The following is a 20,794-nucleotide window of genomic DNA, read 5'->3' on the forward strand; positions in this document are numbered from 1 at the left end:
ATAGATTTATAATCGCTCCGAGCGTTTGAAGATAGAGGATTGAAGGGTTATCATTAATCCCCCTTTAACCTTTCCCCTAAATCAAAGAATAATGGTTTCTAGGCGGCATGTTGTGCTGCTATGAATCATTAACGCTCATGATCACTTTCTTTTATTGAAAGGTCATGTATGAAGCGTTCGTTGGCTCGCCCGTTTCAGGGTCTCATGCTATTAAGCTTATGCTTAAGCATGGTTTCACCTGCTGCCATCTCCCCAGCGGCAGCCCAATCGAAGCCACCATCGGTTGATAATCGCACCAATTCAGCTACGCCTGAACAATCGATCCCCGATGCTGCGTGGCGACCTGCTGGCAGTAGTCCTTTATTGAAGCAAGATGTTTCGATTGCTGCACCAGAGCGTGAAGCAGTTGCTCCTACGACAATTGCTGGCTCGCCGCCATTCGAGCTTTCTGAAGTTATCGACACCTATGATGAATATAGTACTGGTTTTGCTACTGCCAACGGGGTTGTGTATACCGTTGTTGGTGGCGCAGTTGTAGCCCGGTCATTAACCACCAAACAACAGCTTTGGTCGCGGCCTTTGCCTGTTGGTTATCCAACGATTTCTACCAAGATTTTCGTCTATCAATCAGTTGTCGTGGTGACTTACCAAGGGTTTGTATTTGGCGATAATCCTGGATCTCTATCATCTGTCTATGGATTCCAAGTGGGTGATGGATCTGACGCTTGGCCTGCCCGATCTTATCCTACAGACTTAACTGGTAGCTATCAGTATGAAAATCTCGTTTATTTTCAAACAGATAGCAGCTATGAGGGTCCTCAAAACCGATTACATGCTGTGAACATGCTCACTGGTGCTGAGGTGCTTAATAGCTCTATTCCTGAACTCGATGGATTGTTGGGTGTTTTCTCCTCGGTTATTGCTTTAAGTAACCGTTTAGTAAACCGTCAAACCCTAGCAACGGTGGTAACCCTTCCTACGCCATTGCTATCAACTGTGCGTTTTTATAGCACCGCAACTGCCGATGGCGCAATTGCCTTCTCAGAACAAAAGCCTGTCGATCTTAATACTAATACGTTTCAAACCAAAGTTGGCCTCTATAGCCAAACTGGCAGTGCAGGCAATACCTTCACGCTCAAGGGGCGGATTACCTCGGATATTTATGCTTCCGGCAATAAAATCTTTTTGCTTACCTGCGAATTCTGTAACCGAGCGACTTGGACTGACATCATGCCGAATTTTGTCGCTACCCTGCATGTTTTCAGTACTAATGGCACAACTCTTACCCGTGAAGCAAGCGTAAAGATCCCGCAGCATGGTAATTATTCAAGCATGACGGTTGCCGATGGCTATCTCTATATCGTTCCAGACGCCTATGGTGCATTTGATCAAAGCCCATTAATCGTCGCCTACGACATTGCCGCCAAAGCCCTTGTTTGGGAATCGAGCATTACCTTAAGCGATGGCTGGGGACACAAAGTTGCCCGTGAAGGTGCGTATCTTTTAGTTGGGATGACACAACCTAGTAGCGGTGATATGTCGATTGTAGCGCTGCGCCAAGAAGCCCGTTTCAGCGACCAAGACCGCACCGATTGCGATTGTACTAAGAACGATGATTATCAACGCTCAGCAAGTGTTAGCGACGAGAGCGATATTAACACCGCAACTGGGAACTATAACTATGGTACCCAGAGCATCGAAGTTGAATCGCCTGATGGAACCTTGCATGGTGGGCTTGAATACAATAGCCAAGCGGTGCATCCATCGACCCCAACTCCCCAACGTGGGCTATCGGCTGAACCATCGAGAGGGTTAGCAGCAGGTTGGACTCACAGCTACAATATGTGGCTTGATACCACAAGCGAACCAAATACTGTTATTTACAATGGTTCTGGCGGGGCGCGTTTACGCTTTACTGCTGGTGGCCCACTAGTGCCTGGAGTTCTTTTAGCTCCAAAATCAGGCATTTTTGCCGCACTTGATTTGGTAGCAAGCACTGATCCGCTTTTGCCTGCTGAAGTCTATGTATTTACAACCCGTCACGACACAAAACTCTATTTCAATCTTGAAGGTCAACTTTTATTGATTGAATCTGATAAAGGTCAACGAGTAAAAGTTATCAATAAAGATTTCGGCAATGGCGTATGGGCGGTTGATCGGGTTGAATCCGTCACTGACCCCAGCATTCGGCTCAATTTTAGCTATACGAATGGCTATTTATCGTCAATCAGTGATCAAAACAGCCGGAGCATTACCTTCAACCATAATACGACGACTGGAAAGTTGACTAGCTATACCGATTTGGCCAATGCCCAAGAAACGTTTGGCTATAGCAACGACTTGTTGAGCGAACGCACGAATGCTTTGGGTCAATTGATCGAGCGCACGACCTTTATTTCGAGCACAATCAATAACGAACCAATGTTTCGGGCAACAGCGCAACAAAGTTTCCCTAATAGCACCGATGGCACCAGCCGTAAGTTGCAATTCAACTATAACAGTGCCGATCGTCAAATTCAGTTGGTCAATCCTAGCACCAATGCTGTGCTAGAAACCCGCGTTGATCGTTATGCTGCCAACAACACGATCGAATCGCAAACCTTGAATGGGATTAAGCTGAGCGATGCAACGATTGGCACAAACTTGGTTGGGACTGGCAAGACTGATGCTTTAGGCCGTGTAACCAAGCAAACTAGCAATCGCATGGGCCGGATTACTAGCACCACTGATGCTTTGCAACGCACTACCGTTATTACCTACGATGCAAAGTTCCGTCCAATTGCCCGGCTTGATTCTAATAATATCCGCAGTTTGCTCACATACGATAATGCCAATAATGTCATTCGTGAAACCAATGGGATTACAACAATTTCACCTTTAGGTCAGACAACAATCTATACCTATAATGTGCGCTATCCTGGTAAAAATTGGCTTGAAATCTTACATAATCCCAATAATGTGCGCACGTGGTATGAATACAATACCAAGGGCCAAGTTACCAAACAAATTGATGGCTACGAAAGTGGCAATCCCCAAACCACAACCTATGAATATGATAGCCTTGGGCGCCAAATTAAAGTAACGACAGGGTTTGGTTCAGCTTCACCATTAACCACCAAGACGGACTATCGCGCAGATGGCCAAGTAGTCCGAACGATTGTTAATCTGGTAGGCGATGGCTCAGTTCGGACTGCTAGCCAAAACATTACGACCGAATATGGCTATGATGCTTTGGGTCGTAAGCTTTGGACGAAGCTTCCCGATGGCAGCTATGATCAATATGTTTCCTACAATCAAGCTGGCCAAATTCGTTGGGTGGTTAAGAATCCAATCAACAGCAGCGGTAAACCTGCGTTGCCAACGTCTGATGTTACGGTTCCAACCTTCTACCCAGCCTTCCCAACCGGAAATCTTGTTACCAGCTATGGTTATGATGTGCAAGGCCGTACTAGTACAACAACGGTTACTGGGATCGTAACTGGCACCTTTAATCTGCAAACCATGCAATGGTCTGCAGCAACCGATCGTACCACGTTGGTCGAGTACGATGCGTTGAGCCGCCCAGTTACTACAACCTTGAACTATCGCCCAACGATCAATAATGGTCAATATAGCGCTACCTACCCTGATGTAAACCTTAAGAGCTATACCTATTATGATGCAGTTGGTAATCCTGTATGGTACAAGGATCTCTTCCATCGCTGGACGAAAACTGACTATGATGCCTTAAATCGCCCAGTGACAGTAACCTTGAATTATGAAAATGGGAATCCAGCGACAATCGATGCTGGCAACCTTTCGTGGGCCTCGCTCAACGATACCGACATTATTCAAGTTACCAAATACAATCAATTTGGGGTTGATCGCGTTATCAACAATTATGATCTACGCACCACTGGCGTATGGTCGGCTTCAGCTCCAATTACCAATCTTGTAACGCTCAATAACTACAACAGTGCCGGGATTCAAATTGGCACAACCCAAAACAGCGCTCCAGGCGTTACTGGCCGGACTGATGTTAACCGCACGACCACAACGAAGATTGATCTGGTAACTGGCCGAACATTGGCTTCCCAAGACGTGCTTGGGCAATGGAACGTGCCTGAATATGATACCCAAGGTCGAATCATCAAGACAATCAAGAACTGTCGGCAGGGAAGTACGATTGCCTTTACAAATTGTGCCACCAGCGCAGGTTCAAGCAGCGGCACGGTTGATCGGAATGTGCCAAGTGATACAACCCTTTATGACTTCTTGGGCCGTGATTACGAAACCGTTTCACCAAATGGTACGGTAACCCATACCAATTATGATGTGCTTGGCCGTGGCTATCAAACCATTCAGAACTATGTTCAATCTCCAAACGGCAGCACCGCAACTCCCTATAATGTCACAGCGAGCGCAACCTATCTTGACGCTGGCGGTCGGCGTTGGAACACCACTGATCCAACGGGCAAAGTAACCCAATACGAAGCTAATGCACTTGGTCAAACGATTGCAGTAACTGATACTGCTGGCTTACGCACTAGCTATGGGTTTGATGGTAGTGGTGCGCAACGCTGGATCAAGTTGCCAAATGGTACGGTTAACTTGACCTATGTTGATGGACTTGGCCGAACTGTCAAACAATTTACCAACTATCAAAATGGTACGAATGACGCTGGTGACGGCACGGTTAAGGATCTTGTCGTTACCAATACTTATAATGGTGCTGGCAATTTGGTGGCAACCATTGATCAAATTGGCCGCAAAACCAGCTATGGTTATAACTTACGCGGCAACTTGGTTAAGGTCGTCCAGAACGATTCACCTAGCTGTGTTGCTACTGCAAGCGATTGTCGGGTAACGACTGTGTATCGCTATGATCGGCTTGGCAACCAAACCGCGATTGTTGATGCTCATGGCAAAGTGCGCAGCAAAACTTATGATGCTGCTGGCCGGATCGTAAGTGATACCGATGCTACAGGGCTGGCAAATCGCACGATTAACTATGAATATGATCTGCGCAATTTGCTAACCAAGACAATTGGCTTCGGCACTGGCACCAATCGCCCAGTTATTGCCGTTAGCTACGATGAGCTTGGCCGCCAACGCACTGTTAGCACCGCGCCAACGACGGTTGCTGGCTTAACAGTTGTCCAAGAATATACCTACGATGTCCTTGGGCGCCGAACATCGTTCTTTGATGTTTCAGCAGTTGATGTTGCTAATAGCCGTACCGGGCTTATGACCTACAACTTCGATGCCTTGAATCGGATTACTGGCGAACAACGCTCGGTTGTTGGTGACCCAGTTGCCAACCAATGGACACTTGGCTATGGCTACGACGCTGCTGGCCGGGTAACCAACGTTGGTTCAACCAACTATGAATATGATACTGCTGGCCGCCCATGGAAAGTGCTACGTGGTGCTTCACTGGTCGCCGATTATAGCTACGATACTGTTGGTCGATTAAGCCAAACGCGCAATTATGAAAATAGCGTTGAACGGGCTAAAACGATCCGCGGCTATGATGAAATCAACCGCATCAGTAGCTTAACCACAACGGGGATCAATAATCTCGGGGCTAATAGCCAATTATCGGCCTACACCTATACCTACAACCGTGCCAACGAACCTGAAACCTTCGTTTCAAACCAACGTTTGACCAATGGTACGGTAACAAATGCAAGCCATACCTACACCTACGATAAATTAGGCCGCTTAATCACTGAGCTTGATAATGGATTAAGCACAACCTCACAATACGCTTACGACAAACTTGGTAACCGCACAAGTGTCACGGTCAATGGTGTTAACAACACCAGCTTGAGCTTTGATGATGCAGGTCGAGTGACAAACAGTGGTTGGAGCTATGACGCTTGGGGTAATGTGCTGAGCGACGGGGTTGGTAAAAATACCTATACCTACGATGGCTTGAACCGCATGTTGACTACCACCAAAGCTGGCTCAACCTATGGCTACAAGTATCATGGCGAAACCATGATTTTGCGCTCGGTTGCCAACTCGGCAAATGGCAACGTGATGACTCCGCAAACCGCCTTGTTGCACAACACGATTACTGGTGGCTATAGCAGCCTCTTACGGATCTATTCGTTACCAGGTGCTGCAACCTATACAACCTATGCCTATGGGCCATATGGTGGTTTGTTGTGGTCGGAATATACCAACACCAATCCAGTTCGACGCATGGCCTTCTTTAGCGATGCCCAAAATACCCTGCGCCAACAAGTTAACCTTACCGATGGCGTAACTAGTAACCAAGATACTGATGCTTGGGGTGTTTTGACTGGCGCAACTACGCCAATGTCATCGTTGCGCTATACCGGCGAGTATACCGACTTTGATACGGGCTTAGTCTTCTTGCGCGCACGTTGGTATAACCCTGCTAATGGTACCTTCCAAGGCCGCGACCCGTTTGCTGGCTTTGCCGAACAACCATATTCGTTGCACCCATACCAATATGCTTATAGCAGCCCAACGGTCTATGCCGACCCAAGTGGCCGTACGCCTGGTACAGGCGAAGCGAGCAGTGGTGGGCGTGTGCCTCGCCCTAATGAAGGCGGCGAAAAGAAACAAGGTCCGCGGGAGAAATCGCTGGAAAGACAATTAGACAATGAATTATGTGATCGTATCGTATCAGAAGATCTAACTATTTCTGTCACGGCCACTAAGGTTCGCTATGCGGATATGTATTCAGCCGCAAATGCTGCACGTGCAATTGAGGGGGCATTTTTACCGTTTGGGCAGGGTTTGATAACTTATACTTATACATCCGCGTTGGAACTTCAGGGAGGTGCTACAGGAACCGTTGGAGGAAGTGGTAATATTGGTATTCCGGGGGTTGCTAATGGTAGTGTGAATGCCGAATTACAAACTAATGGGGTTATCAAATTCGTTTTTACCTCAGCAGATGCTGCCGCATTTAATCAAGCTGAGTTGACATATACACCGGGTTATGTGGGTCTGTTAAAAGCAATTGGAGTCAATCTTGCTAAAGTAGGCAGAACTGATTTATTTGATGGCGCAAAAAACTTGAATATCTATCACCTAAGATATACATTCACAGTAGATAAGTGGGGTGATGATGAGAGATTTGAGGCGATTAAGGTTGGGTACGAGTTGTGTGTTTATTATAATCCTGTCTGTGATAATAATGAAACGGCTCTTATTGCTCCACCACGTGCCGAAGCAGTTGCTACCTCATTGGGTATGCGAGTAGAACATACATATGGTAGAAAACAACAAATAACAGAAGTTAATCTGACCGACATTAATGATTCTGCTGATCGAATATTATCGGTAGGAGGTCCAGGACAAATAAGTCAGTTTACCAAAGAATATAAGTCGAAGTAGCCTTAATCATTCTTAATCGAATAATTAGTGTGAACCCCACCTATACCTGCACAGAGGTATAGGTGGGGTTTTATTTTGTGTTGGGCTAGAGGTGTGATTATACTTAGCCGATACTTTTAGATACTATTGACCAATTGTTGGCTTGAACTGGTCTTTGCTGTATGTGAACTGGTTTTGAAGCCCTTGGCGATCAACCAAATTGCCAAACTCATTTCGGTAAGCGCCACTGGAATCGCCAAGAGTGCGCCCCAAGTCGAAAGTTGCTCGATAATTCCAAACATTTCCAACAGCGATGCAAGAAAAATGAGGCTTGAGCCAACCAAGCCCAGCGTGGCGATTGGCCGGGGAATTTGGCGGGTTTGAAAGAAAATGTAACTATACATAATTGTGTTGAGGCCAAGCATGAAATTTGGCCCAAGCATAAATGTCCAATCGTGGATGGCAATTAATGCGCTGCCAACCACGCGGTAGCTTTGCTCATCGGCGGCAGTTGTGCTGCTAAATTCACGGCTGATGCTAAGCAAAGCTAACATGCCCACGATCCCGATTGTAATCACCACTGCTTCGAGAAAGCGGAAACATAGGTGCGCCAAGGCAATCCGTTCGCTATATTGACGTAAGATTGGAAACATGGTGACGGCTGTGCCAACGGCGGTGGTGACGAGAACCAGTTCCATGAGCGCTGCAACAACAATTTGGTTGGCATTGGCTGCGCCTGCGCGCAAATAGTCGCTTTCGGTTAGCAATGGTGCATACCACAGTAGGCCAAGAATCGAGCTGACTGCTGCTAAGATAAAAAAGATTCCAATGAGAATGGCGTGGCGGCGTTGGTTGGCCATGGTGCTTGCTCCTTGTGAAATGTTGATTGGTTGCTCAAGTGGCACGACTGCAATCAAGCTCAAGCCTGAATCGCGAATTTTGCGCAAAACCCGATAGAGCGCTGCCTGATCAACGATTGAGCCAGTGAGCAGCGTATCGCCTTGCGGCGTATGGCTGATGGCTAAATCATCGAACCATTCAGCCCAACTTGGGTCAAGCTGGCCTTTGATCTGAATCTGATAGCGCAGCGATGAATTTGCCATACCTTCCTGCTTTGAACTATGCGTCGTGTGCGATCTGCGAGCAGGATACAATTCTGGTCGCGGCCTGTCATACCTCAAATGAGTTATTCGACGAGGTAGGCTGCATATTTATTGTTGGTTCTAGGTTTTAGGTTTGGGGCAGGATGCCGAGGCTGCGAGCACGGGCAACTGCTTGGGTGCGATTCGTGACTTCAAGTTTGGCATAAATATTACGGGCATGCACTTTGACCGTGTAGATCGATAAATACAGCCGTTCGCCAATTTCGCGGTCGGTGTAGCCAGCGGCAATCTGTTGTAGCACCTCAATTTCGCGCTCGCTCAGGCGCTCAACCTGTTTGGCTTGGGGTTTTATTGAGGAACTATGGTTAAATAGCGGAAGCGCCTGATCGATTAACGATGAGTGCAGACTATGGGTTTGGGCCAGTTGCAAAAGCTGTTGCATTGCAGGGCCATAATCAAGCAGGGTGCGAATTAATTGATTGGCCTCAGCCAGTGGTAATGCCTGTTTGAGCCATTCGATTGCCTGTGCGTTTTGGCCTTGGGCTACATAGGCCAGCGCCAACAAGCAGCAGGCTTGTACCAACTGGTCGGGCCAATTGTTGGCTTGGGCTTGCTGCTGAAGCGGGGTTAGGATGGCAATTGCCGCTGCTGGCTGGGCTTGAGCCAACGCACTCTGGGCTTGGCAGAATGCAAGTTGATGGCTGGTGGCAAGTTGCTTGGCGTTGCTCAATTTGGTTTCGCGCAACAGCAATTGAATTCGCAGATGGGCAATTTCAGCAAAGCGTTGATTAAAATTGTGCTGGCGCGCTAATTGTTCAGTTTGATCAAGCAGCCGTTTGGCTCCTGCGAGATCGTTGTGGGCTAGCTTAATCTGGGCCAACATCAATTCGCATAATATAAAACGATCGATGCCTTGCTCGTATTGCAGTGCAAGTTGCAGGCTTTGCTGGGCATGCTGCTCGGCGGCGGCCAAATCATTCCATTGATAGGAGATTCGTGCTAAGCCAAGTTGGGCTTCGTAGATGATTTGCTGTGGCTGCTCGCCCGCCAATTGCAGCACATGACGATAGGTTGCGGCGGCCCGATACAGCTCTAGGTTGCTTTCTTGCAATTGGCCCATGCCGATTGAGGCCAAAATCAGCGTAAAGGTATCATTGGCTTGTTGGCTCAATTCGATTGCTTGGCTTAGGGCAAGCTTGGTATTGTGGCGTTCGCCGCGTACTTGATAGGCATAGGCCAAAGCCCAATTAGCCGTCGCCCGAAAGGGCAAATTGTGGGGATGCAAATAGGCAAACGCGCGTTGAGCTTGGCCAATAATCGTCTCAATTTGATATTGGGTTAAGGCGATGGTTGTCCGCGCGGCGGCAATTTGGCCGCTTAAATCGCGAGTGTATTCATTATTTGGCTGCTGCTCAAGGCCCCGTTCTGCTGCTTGCAATTTTGCTTCAACGCCGCTGGTTTGGCCCATCACCAGCAAAATTGCTGCATAGCGCACCCACAACGAAGGCTGCTGATCAAGCACTGTATTGGGTAAACTCGCCAGCCAATTCAGCATTGCCGAGACAAAGCCATTGGCATGCAGCGGCATTTGGATCATCAATTCTTCGGCGCGCTGGTAATCGTGGGCAAGCGTGGCATGTTGAAAGGCTTCGAGCACTAAATCGTGTTGTTGATACCAGTGGCTGGCCCGTTGATGCAGGGCCACAAGCTCTTGCTGGGTGAGCTGTTGGGCCAACCGCTGACGCAGTAAATCGCTAAATAACTGATGATAGCGATACCAAGCGCGTTGCTGATCGAGCGCCACAATAAATAAATGAGCCTGATCGATTTGGGCGAGTATGGATTGGCTGTTGGTTTGGTTCAAAACTGCATCGCACAACGGCCCAGTCATGCGCTCAAGAATCGAAGTTTGCAGCAAAAATGCTTGAATTGCAGGCGTTTGCTGGTGCAGCACTTCGCTGAGCAAATAATCTAAAATAAATTGATGCTGGCCACTAAATGTTTCGATAAAGCTATTTGGATCGTGCTGGCCTTGCAGTGAGAGCGCCGCGAGTTGTAGCCCAGCAACCCAGCCTTCGGTACGGGTTTCGAGCTTGGCAATCGCCTGATCTGGCAAGTGCAAGCCCATGACTGTATTCAGAAATTCGCTGCTTTCAGCCAAATTGAAGCGTAAATCGGCAACCCTCAATTCGTTGAGTTGGCCGCGAGCGCGTAACCGAGCCAAGGGTATTTGGGGATCTTCGCGGGTTGCCAACACAAGGTGCATCGAGTTGGGCATATGCTCCAGCAAAAAATTGAGCATATCATCAACTGCTTGGTTTTCGATTACATGATAATCATCGAGCACCAGCAGCATTGGTTGCTTGATTCGATGAATCTCATTGATTAAGCTAACCAGCAGTTGCTCGCTTGGGGCTGGCTGAGCCGCTTGCAATGCTTGCTGCACACTTTGGCCAAGGGTTGGCTCGATGGTTTGCAACGCTGCCACCAAATAACTTAGCCAGCGCAAGGGATCATTATCGCGCTGATCGAGGGTTAGCCACGCTTTGGCATGGCTGGTTTGGTGCAGCCATGTGCTTAGCAAGGTTGTTTTGCCAAAGCCTGCTGGTGCTGCAACGAGGGTTATCCGCCGATCAAGGCCGCGCTGAAGCAGCGCCAATAGCTGGCTGCGGTTAACGACGCTCGTTCGCGGGCTTGGAATCATCAGTTTGGTTGCTAAAATTGCAATTGCCATGTTGGCATTATAGCCCAAACCTACGAGCTGCAAGGCACGATTCGAATTGGGCATTTGCGCTCAAGCCTGAATTTGGTAGCATGCTAGGGCCTTGACCTTGGATAGATGGAGCCATTATGCCGATTAAGCTTTATACCGATCTTGCGTTGGCCAAACAAGGGCCACTTGCGCGAGTTGCCTTCGATACGGTCGAAATTCCTGAGCGTTTGCAACACAGCCTCGATACAATGTTTGGTGCTGGCACAACCCCAACCGCTGCGGTTGACCAGATTTTGGCCAGTGTGCGCCGCGATGGCGATGCAGCCTTGCAGCACTGGAGCAGAACCATCGAAGGTGTTGCCATCAACGAGTTTGAGGTTGATCGCTTGGCAATCGAAGCTGCTTATGCCTTGGTTGATCCATTATTGATTGAGGCCTTGCGGGTTTCTGCCGCCGAAATTGAGCGCTTTCACCGCAAGCAAACCCGCCAAAGTTGGGTCGATTGGAGCGATGAAGGTGCGCTGGGCCAAATTGTGTTGCCACTGGATCGGATTGGAGCCTATGCGCCTGGTGGCACTGCGCCGTTGCCTTCATCGCTGTTGATGGGCGTGATTCCTGCCAAGGTTGCTGGGGTGCGCGAGATTATTGTTTGTTCGCCGCCACAACGGGCTACTGGCGAGATTTCGCCGCTGGTGCTAGTTGCTGCCGATATTGCTGGGGTCGATCGGATTTTTCGCTTGGGCGGGGCGCAGGCGATTGCGGCGATGGCCTATGGCACCAACAGCGTGCCGCATGTTGATAAAATCATTGGGCCTGGCAATTTATTTGTGGTGCTGGCCAAAAAAGCGGTCTATGGCACGGTTGATATTGAAGCCTTGCCTGGCCCAACCGAAACTATGGTTATTGCCGATGCTGACGCTAACCCTGAGTTAGTGGCCGCCGATTTGTTGGCTCAAGCGGAGCATGATCTGTTGGCCTCGGCGATTTTGCTTACGCCCTCGTTGGACTTGGCCGAAAAAGTGCAGGCTGCGGTCGGGCGCCAACTAGAGGAGCTAGACCGAGCAGAGATCACCGCCCAAGCTTTGGCCAATCGTTCAGGGATTGTGCTTGTGCCAGGCTTGGATGCTGCCTTTGAAATTAGCAATGCCTATGGCCCCGAACACCTCTGCTTATTGCTAAACGATCCTTGGCAATATGTTGGCAAGGTGCGCAACGCTGGTGGCATTTTCATTGGCGAACGTTCATTTGAAGTTTTGGGCGATTATGTGGCTGGGCCATCGCACATTATGCCGACTGGTGGAACTGCGCGCTACGCCTCGCCAGTCAATGTTGATCACTTTCGCAAGGTGATTTCGCTGGTGGGCTTAAACGAAAAAGCCTTACAACGCCTTGGCCCAATTGCCCAGCGTTTGGCCGAGGCCGAGGGCTTAACCGCCCACGCCGCTGCGGTGCGTCGCCGTTTGGTGCAATAACCTAGGGCAGAGAACATAGAACATAGAGCATAGAACATACAATTGTTTAGATTTCCTCAGCCCGCGCACCAACTGGACGTGGGCAAGGGGCTGAGGAAATCGTCAACTCTTAGTTGCTGGTTGGAAACTGCGCTTGCCATGCGAGGCGCTGATCAGATTGTGCTGCCAAAGCCTCGATTAACTCATCGACGAAAAGCAGTATTTCCCACGCTTGCTCGGGGTAGTGCACTTGAATGTGGGTAATCAGCTGCTCCTCAAGTGCTTGCTGGCGCTTGCCTTTCCAACATGTGTCGGCAAGCGCCACTAGCAAATCTTCTAGTGCAAGGCTTTGGGTGCGCCATGCTGCATGGGTAAGGCAAAAACGGGCGAGCTGAGCATCAATCCCCGCTGCAATCAACATGGCTTGGCCTGCTGCTTCGTGCAAGTGGCCCGGGCTACTGAGTTCTTCAGGATAATGAATTTTGCCAATATCATGCAGCGCAGCCCCAAATGCCACCTGATCACGATCAATTGCTACCTTTTGCCACTTCTCCCTCAACGCACTAACCAATTGTTGGGCTACATCGTGAACTACAATTGCATGGGCAATTAAGCGTGGCGATGCCTGTAATTGATCAAGCAGCAAGCTTGCTTGATTTGGTAAGCTATGCAATTTTAGTTGCGCACGATAGGCATCTGGATTCATGTTGCTCATTGATCTAATTAATCAGTCTCTTGGCTGCGGCGTGGCTGTGCTGACTGCTTGACTGCCACAGCCGATTAATCCTAATAATAACGAACCCACTACAAAACTGCGACGTATGTTCATGAAACCAACTCCTTTTGCTCACTCAGGCTAAAACTGGTAATTGTTTGATAATCGCGACTGTTTTGAGGCTGACGTTGATCACCTGTTTGATCAAGCGCACAATCGCCTCCGGATCATCAAGGTTGTTGGGATCGCTCAGAATACCGCTGCGCTTATCGCTGCTCACTTGGTATTGATCAAGCACCCATTCAAGCGCCGAGCGGTTGCCCAAACGATATTCGTAAACTTCTGGCGGAATTCCTTCAAGGGTTAAGGCTTGGTTGTAGATAATCGCGCTTTTGTCGCGACTGAGCCGCATTTTCTCAACTCGCCACGTCCATGGCACGGCGCGATTTTCCACATGCTTCAGCTTATACTCGGCCTGTTGCTCGTAATTCAGATGCAGTTCGGCCAATTGCCTGCCTGCTGCACTCAGTTGCGCGAACTGCGCTGGCGCAAGTAATGGGATGCGCGGTAGTTCTAGTTTGAGGTTGGCGGCGTAGCGCTCGCGATAGCTCGGGACGTGCAACAAGCCATACACGTAGTAGAAAATATCCCATTTATCGAGCTTGCTGTTGCCTGTGTGGGCTTGAAATCGCTGCAAGGCCCAATCGCTAATGTTCTCCCGCCGATTGCTGCCATCTTCATCGTAAATGTAGAATGGAAAGCATTGATTAATAGAATTGCCAGTAATTCCACATTTTGCATCTGGAATAATATTTGATACAAATATCGTCCAATGATCTGCTCCAATACTCGCAACACAAATGCTAATATTTTCATTTTCAGCATCTGAATTAGGGTAAATTTTATGTTGGCTATATCTACGTTGATTTAAAATCGAATCAAAATAAATCAATTTTTTTGTGAATGGTCGATATAATGATTTACGAACTTTTGTATTAGCAAAATTAATATCAATATCTTTTATTAGTGCATTTTTTAGTAGATCACTCCATTTTATTTTTGTTTCATCATTATTTACAAATCTATCAATATCGATTTTATCACTTTTTTTCCAACGAATCTTCTCATATTCATAAAATATTAATAAATTCCTTATATTTATTTCTAGTGCTTGACTATTGAAGTTATAAACCCAAGAATCACGACTAGTAAGAACCCCTACAGAATAATCTTTGAAAATTGTTGGCTCAGCACCGACGCTGCCGGAGCGTGCTTCTTTGCTGCCGATCGGAATAAATGCGGCAAAATCGTCGCTCATGCCTTCGGTAATCCAGGTGCCATTGCTGGTGGGCTGCAACTGTTGCCAAGCAATGCTGCGGTAATCGGTGTGTTGGTTGAGATAGCTATATTTCTCGCCGCGCCGCCACCATTCATCCAACCGAGCATACAGCAACTCTGCTTGCTGGCGTTCGGGATATTTGGCGCGATTGCGAATCAACAAGGTAATGGCAACACTGACCTGAATGCCAAACACATTGTGAGTTGTGCCCGAAAGTTTCGGATTTTTGCGCACATTGCCGCCCAGATCCAACACATAAATGCTGGTAAAATCTTTGAGCAACTCTTTGCGCATCCCATCGAAGGCAATTTGCTCAACAAACGAGCCATTGCTGACATAGGCAATCACGCCATCGTTGTCGCCAAGGCGGTCGGTGGCCCAGCGAAAAAAGCGCGAATACATATCGTAGAGCTTGGTTTGCAACGAAGCTTTTGACGATTTTGCATAGGTTTGACGAATCCGCGTATCGACATGTGGATATTTGCGATTTTTATTATTATCATTTTCGTTTTGCTGGCCGACGTTATAGGGTGGATTGCCAATAATCACAAAAATCGGTGCATCTTGCTGTTGTTGCACCCGTTGCGAATTTTCTGCTACAAACATCGACGTTTGCGGCTTATTAGCTTCCATTTCTAAGGTGTCGGCAAAACAAATTCCATCAAATGCTACATAATTCTGCATACGATCATAAAATTCGTGTTCGATATTTTGGGCTGCAATATAATAGGGCAGCAGCAAAATCTCATTACAATGTAATTCATGGCGATATTTATGCTCAAGCGTACTATTTTGCAACTGATTCAGAATTTCGAGCATAAACGTACCAGTACCGACACATGGATCGAGCACGTGCACGCCTTTATCGCTCAAACTTGAATCAAACTGATCGCGCAATAATTGCTCGACTGATGCGACCATCCAACGCACAATGGGCGCAGGCGTATAGACAATTCCATGCGTATCGGCAATATTGGTTGAATAACCCTGAAAAAACTGCTCATAGACTGTATTCAAAAAGGTTGATTTTTCGCTATAATCGCTGATGGTACGCGCCGAATTTTCGATCGCTTTATAAAAATAATCGAGACTTGCCAAAAACTTATCGCGGCTAAATGCCCGTTTGGTCAACACCGTAATAACTTTTTCCAATTCGGCGGCAATCGCATTGCGGCGCACAAAATCGGGGTTATCAAACACCGAGCGGAAAATGCGTTCAGTCAGCAAATGCTGAATTAACATCTCTTCGACTTGCTGCTCGGTTGTTTGCGGATTGAGCGAACTGCGGCAAAGCGCCACAAAACTTGCAAACGCTAGCTTAAAATCACGGCTATGCTTTAATTCATTGGCAATAATTTCAGCAACACTAGCGGCCAAATCGGGAATTTCCCGCCGAAAACGGGCAACTGCCTGGTGAAAATCATCAACTTGTGGCTCGCTATAGCTAAAAAACGTCTCAAGCAAACGCAGCAATTGACGGTCATCGTGCATATCGATGCTTAATGCGCGCTGATTATTTTGGTATAACACTGCATGGCGACTATTTTCAAACAAGGTGTTTTTGGTGGGATAGCCCGCTTGGATCTTGCTGGTAATTTCTCGTTCCAAATCATCGGCGGGATCTTTTGCTTCCCAGATGCCACGGCGCAAATTTAAGCTATCGCGTAACTCGCCATCGAAGCGCAATGATTTGCGCGAACCGACTAAGAGCGTTTGTTCGGCAACCACAGTCATGCCCCAAGCACGGCCTGCATCGCCCAACAAATTTTGAAAGGCAATGCGAATCGCTCCCTCATTGACTCCACCTGCCTTTAGCACCCGCGCTAATTCCGATCGATAAGCGTTTAACACTTTGGGGGCAATCGTCGGCATACCAACTCCTTATGCAGTGCTCAAATTCGTGCCGATTATAGCATAGCGGGAAAAGTGGGCTAGTTTTTGCTTGAGAATCTGTTGAAATTCACGCAAAATAGCCTAAATGTAGTATGTGTTTCAATCGTAATGCGTATTAGTATAGATGAACGAGTTGAAGCAATTGAATGAGAGGAGGAATAACCATTTAGCTCATGGCGCTACAAACAGTTTGATGTAACTCGAAGCGTGAAATTATGGCGTGAACAATTATTTGCTATCCGTTGGTTTCCAACGGATAGCAAATTCGCGAATATTTCGATGTAGTGAGGTAGTGGTATGCGATTTTTTCGCTGGGTAGGGATTGCAAGTTTGGGGTTGGCACTCAGTTGGCAAGCGGCGGCGGCGACCATCAATCAGCTGCACGCTGTGCACACGACAATTACGGTTAATACTGTTGTTGACGATTTTACGCCCAATAATGGCACATGTTCGTTGCGCGAGGCGATTTACGCGGCCTCTAGCGACCTTCCGTTCGATGCGTGTCCTGCTGGTTCGGCCAGCGATACGATTCAATTGGCCGCAGGTAGCTATCAATTAAGCCTGACTGGTGCGGAAAGCCCGCAGACTGGCGATCTTGATCTGAATGGCACAATTCAGATTACTGGCGTGACCTCAGCAACCAGCATTATCGATGCGAATGGCATTGATCGGGCCTTGGAAATTACTGGTGGCAACGTGAGCTTGCGCAATCTGCAAGTGCGCGAAGGGTTTCGCCCAGGAACCACTGAAGAGTTCACCGTCTATGGCCAAGGCATTTTGCAGCATGCAGGCTCATTGACGATCGACAATAGCATAATCACGACCAATGGCCGGAGTGCTAGTGGCGATATGTATGGTGGTGGCATTGCCTCGCTGACTGGCTATTTGACAATTACCAATAGTTTAATTGCAAATAACCACCTTCCCTATGTCTATCTGGAGACGAGTGGTGCTGGAGCAGGGCTGTACATCGATGCAAGTACGGTAACCATCAATAATTCCCAATTTAGTCAATCGCGTGCGGGAACTGGCGCTGCCATCTATAACAGCGAAGGTCATTTGACCGTCAGCAATTCGCGCATCGACCACCATATTAACGATGGTAGTTATTCAGCAGCAATCGTCACCGACTTGGGCCAGATGCAGATCAGCAATAGTTTGTTTAGCAATAACGCCCCTAGTGCGCTGTGGCTGCATCGCGGCTCGGCGAGCGTCGTAGGCAGCACATTTGCTGGTAACGGCGGCAATGGCACATTCTATTGCTCGAATGGTGGAGCGATTGGTATCTTTAAAGGGAATTTAACTGTCAGCAATTCGCGCTTTATCAATAATTGGGCGAATACAGCTGGGGCAATTGGCATTTTGACCGGAACCCTAAACATTGACCATAGTGAATTTAGCGGCAATGATGCGCGTGAATTCATGGCTGGCCGCGACATGTGTATTGGCGATGGTGGGGCAATCAGCACGGGCTATGGCGGCCAAGTGCGGCTTGATTCCAGCACGCTGGCCTATAATCGCGCCGATGGTTTTGCCGCCGCAATCTATCACAATAATAATTCCAGCCCATTGATTATCACCAACTCAACGATTGTGTCGAATACCAATAGTTTGCTCAACCCCGAAGATCAGTCGATTGTAGTAAACGATGGGCCGGGGATTGCAGCACTACGCAATGCGACCGTGCAACTGAGCAACACCATTTTGGCGGGCAACCGTAACGAGGCCAGCAATGTGGCCCGCGATTGTTCGGGCCTGTTCTTCAGTCACGGCCATGTCTTGATTGAACATGCAGATGCAGTCTGTGATCTGACCCAAGCCACAGGCGATTTGCTTGGCGTGCAGCCGCAGTTGGACAGTTTTGATTTTCATGGTGGCTTCACCCGCAGCTTTAGCCTAGATCCAGCCAGTCCTGCAATTGATGCAGGCTCCAGCGATTGTGGCGCAACCGATCAACGCTATTTCCCACGGCCTGTCGATGGTGATAACGACGATCAAGCATTGTGTGATATTGGGGCTTTTGAATTTGGTGCGGCTGCAATGCAGCATAGCATTTATCTTCCCATGACAATCAAATAAAAAACTCGTGCTCTGCAAACGTGCCAGTTGGATGTTGCATCCAGCTGGCATTTTTTGTTGCGTGCCTACGGATAATGCCTGATAACTAGGAGCCAGTATTTGCACACCAACTCCATAGACAGATATATAGTGCGCACAAGTACAATCGGCGATGCTAGGATACCCGTTGATTGAGTGAATGCATAGTTTAGGTTTGCTGGATCTGGTTAATCAGAGCAACCTTAACACTTCATGATCTCGTTCTTTGCTAGTGTATTTTGTTGTAGTGAGGTAGGGATATGCGATTTCTGCATTGGATTGGGCTTGGGAGTTTGGGATTGGCACTCAGTTGGCAAGCAGCGGCGGCGAATAGCAATCAACCGCAAGTGTTGCACACCACAATTACCGTCAATACTGTTGTTGACGATTTTACGCCCAATAATGGCACATGTTCGTTGCGCGAGGCAATTCAGGCTGCCAATACTGATTTGGCAGTTGATGCATGTCCTGCTGGTTCGGCCAGCGATACGATTCAACTGGCCGCAGGTAGCTATCAATTAAGCCTGATTGGTAGTGATGGCCCGCAGACTGGCGATCTTGATCTGAATGGCTCAATTCAAATTACTGGCGTGACCTCAGCCACCAGTATTATCGATGCCAATCGGATTGATCGGGCTATGGAAATTACTGGCGGCAATGTACGTTTAAGCAATCTGCAAGTGCGTGAAGGTTTCCTTGATGGCATTCCCGAACAATCAACAGTTTATGGGCATGGCATTTTGCATCATGCAGGTTCATTGACGATTGATAGTAGTTTAATTACGACTAATGGGATTATTACCAGCCCGGCTACCTTTGGTTACAATAATTATGGTGGTGGCATTGCCTCGCTGAGTGGCTATTTAACGATCACCAATAGCCTAATTGAGCGCAATCGGGTGCGTCATGTTTATATGGGTGGCATTGGCTCGGGCGGTGGGCTGTATATTGATGCAACCAGCGTGAATATGAGCAACTCGACGTTGCGCGAATCGCAAGGTGCTGCTGGTTCGGCTATTTATAATAGTCGTGGACGCTTAAACATCAGCAATTCCACAATTGCGGGCCATGTTGGCACATTCGACGGTTCAGCTGCTATCGCCAACGTGCGTGGAGAGCTGACGCTGAGTGATACCAACTTAAACAACAATACCCCAAAAGCACTCGTTCTTGGTGGCGGCTCAGCGACGATTCGCAATAGTAGTTTTATTGGCAATGGTGGCGGAGGCTCGTTCTATTGCTCATATGGCGGCGCGATTGCAAGCTATGGTCAATTGGCGATAAGCAACTCACGCTTTGTTGGCAATTGGGCGAATGAAGCTGGGGCAATTGGGGTTGTGACTGGGACAACAACGATCGATCATAGCGAATTTAGTGCGAATTACGCCCAAATAACTTCAACCGGACGCGATGAATGTCGCGGCAATGGCGGGGTCATTCAAACAGGCAATAATGGCAAAGTTAGCATTGATTCGAGTACACTGGCCTATAACCGCGCCGATGGCTATGCAGCCGCAATCTATCACTCCTACAACCCAAATCCCTTGATCATTCACAATTCGACGATTGTTTCGAATACGAACTCCTTATTGCACCCTTACACCCAAGAAATTGTCGAGGATGATGGACCGGGCATTGCGGCGCTTAACAGCTCAAGCGTGCAACTGAGCAACACCATTTTGGCGGGCAACCGCAACGAGGCCAGCAATGTGGCCCGCGATTGTTCGGGCCTGTTCTTAAGTCACGGCTATGTCTTGATTGAACATGCAGATGCAGTCTGTGATCTGACCCAAGCCACAGGCGATTTGCTTGGCGTGCAGCCCAAGCTGGAGAGCTTTGCTTTCCATGGTGGTGCGACTCGCAGCTTTAGCCTGAGCGCCGCTAGCCCTGCAATTGATGCAGGCTCCAGCGATTGTGGCCCAACCGATCAACGCTATGTTCCACGGCCTGTTGATGGTGATAACGACGATCAAGCATTATGTGATATTGGGTCCTTCGAATTTGCTGCAGCTGCAATGCAGGATAGCGTCTATCTTCCCATGACAATGAAATAAAAAAACTCGTGCTCTGCAAACGTGCCAGTTGGATGCTGCATCCAGCTGGCATTTTTTGTTGCGTGCATGCTCATTCTACCTGATCATACTTGCC

At 48.2% G+C, this 20,794-nt stretch carries 8 protein-coding genes; 4 read left to right on the forward strand and 4 right to left on the reverse strand.

All coding sequences use genetic code 11. The features are described 5' to 3' along the window. The first annotated feature begins 168 nt into the window (after window positions 1-168). Window positions 169-7,356, forward strand: coding sequence for an RHS repeat domain-containing protein (locus SE18_RS00875; RefSeq protein WP_054532528.1), 7,188 nt, complete (start codon window positions 169-171; stop codon window positions 7,354-7,356). A gap of 116 nt (window positions 7,357-7,472) precedes the next feature. Here the strand turns inward: SE18_RS00875 and SE18_RS00880 are convergent, their stop codons facing one another. Together SE18_RS00880 and SE18_RS00885 are read right to left on the reverse strand one after the other, a co-directional pair. Further along, window positions 7,473-8,438: a DUF4386 domain-containing protein gene (locus tag SE18_RS00880; protein ID WP_201783457.1), complete on the reverse strand. Its 966-nt coding sequence runs from the start codon at window positions 8,436-8,438 to the stop codon at window positions 7,473-7,475. Between the two features lie 127 nt (window positions 8,439-8,565). Continuing rightward, entirely contained in the window at window positions 8,566-11,226 is a 2,661-nt protein-coding gene (locus SE18_RS00885; protein ID WP_083469638.1) for a LuxR C-terminal-related transcriptional regulator, read from the reverse strand. Window positions 11,227-11,288: 62 nt separating this feature from the next. Between SE18_RS00885 and hisD the strand changes: the two genes are divergently transcribed. Then, complete coding sequence (hisD, locus tag SE18_RS00890) at window positions 11,289-12,623, forward strand: histidinol dehydrogenase (protein WP_054532529.1); 1,335 nt, start codon at window positions 11,289-11,291, stop codon at window positions 12,621-12,623. Window positions 12,624-12,732: 109 nt separating this feature from the next. Here the strand turns inward: hisD and SE18_RS00895 are convergent, their stop codons facing one another. Together SE18_RS00895 and SE18_RS00900 are read right to left on the reverse strand one after the other, a co-directional pair. Next, window positions 12,733-13,308 (reverse strand): HD domain-containing protein, encoded by a 576-nt coding sequence (locus SE18_RS00895; RefSeq protein ID WP_054532530.1) that lies wholly within the window; start codon window positions 13,306-13,308, stop codon window positions 12,733-12,735. Between the two features lie 145 nt (window positions 13,309-13,453). Further along, window positions 13,454-16,528 (reverse strand): type ISP restriction/modification enzyme, encoded by a 3,075-nt coding sequence (locus tag SE18_RS00900; RefSeq protein ID WP_054532531.1) that lies wholly within the window; start codon window positions 16,526-16,528, stop codon window positions 13,454-13,456. Window positions 16,529-16,846: 318 nt separating this feature from the next. Between SE18_RS00900 and SE18_RS00905 the strand changes: the two genes are divergently transcribed. Continuing rightward, complete coding sequence (locus tag SE18_RS00905; protein WP_054532532.1) at window positions 16,847-18,628, forward strand: choice-of-anchor Q domain-containing protein; 1,782 nt, start codon at window positions 16,847-16,849, stop codon at window positions 18,626-18,628. Window positions 18,629-18,906: 278 nt separating this feature from the next. Further along, on the forward strand, window positions 18,907-20,700 hold the full coding sequence (locus SE18_RS00910) for a CSLREA domain-containing protein (RefSeq protein WP_054532533.1): 1,794 nt from the start codon (window positions 18,907-18,909) through the stop codon (window positions 20,698-20,700). Window positions 20,701-20,794: the final 94 nt, after the last annotated feature.

The sequence above is a fragment of the Herpetosiphon geysericola genome (genome assembly GCF_001306135.1).
Taxonomy (GTDB): Bacteria; Chloroflexota; Chloroflexia; order Chloroflexales; family Herpetosiphonaceae; genus Herpetosiphon; species Herpetosiphon geysericola.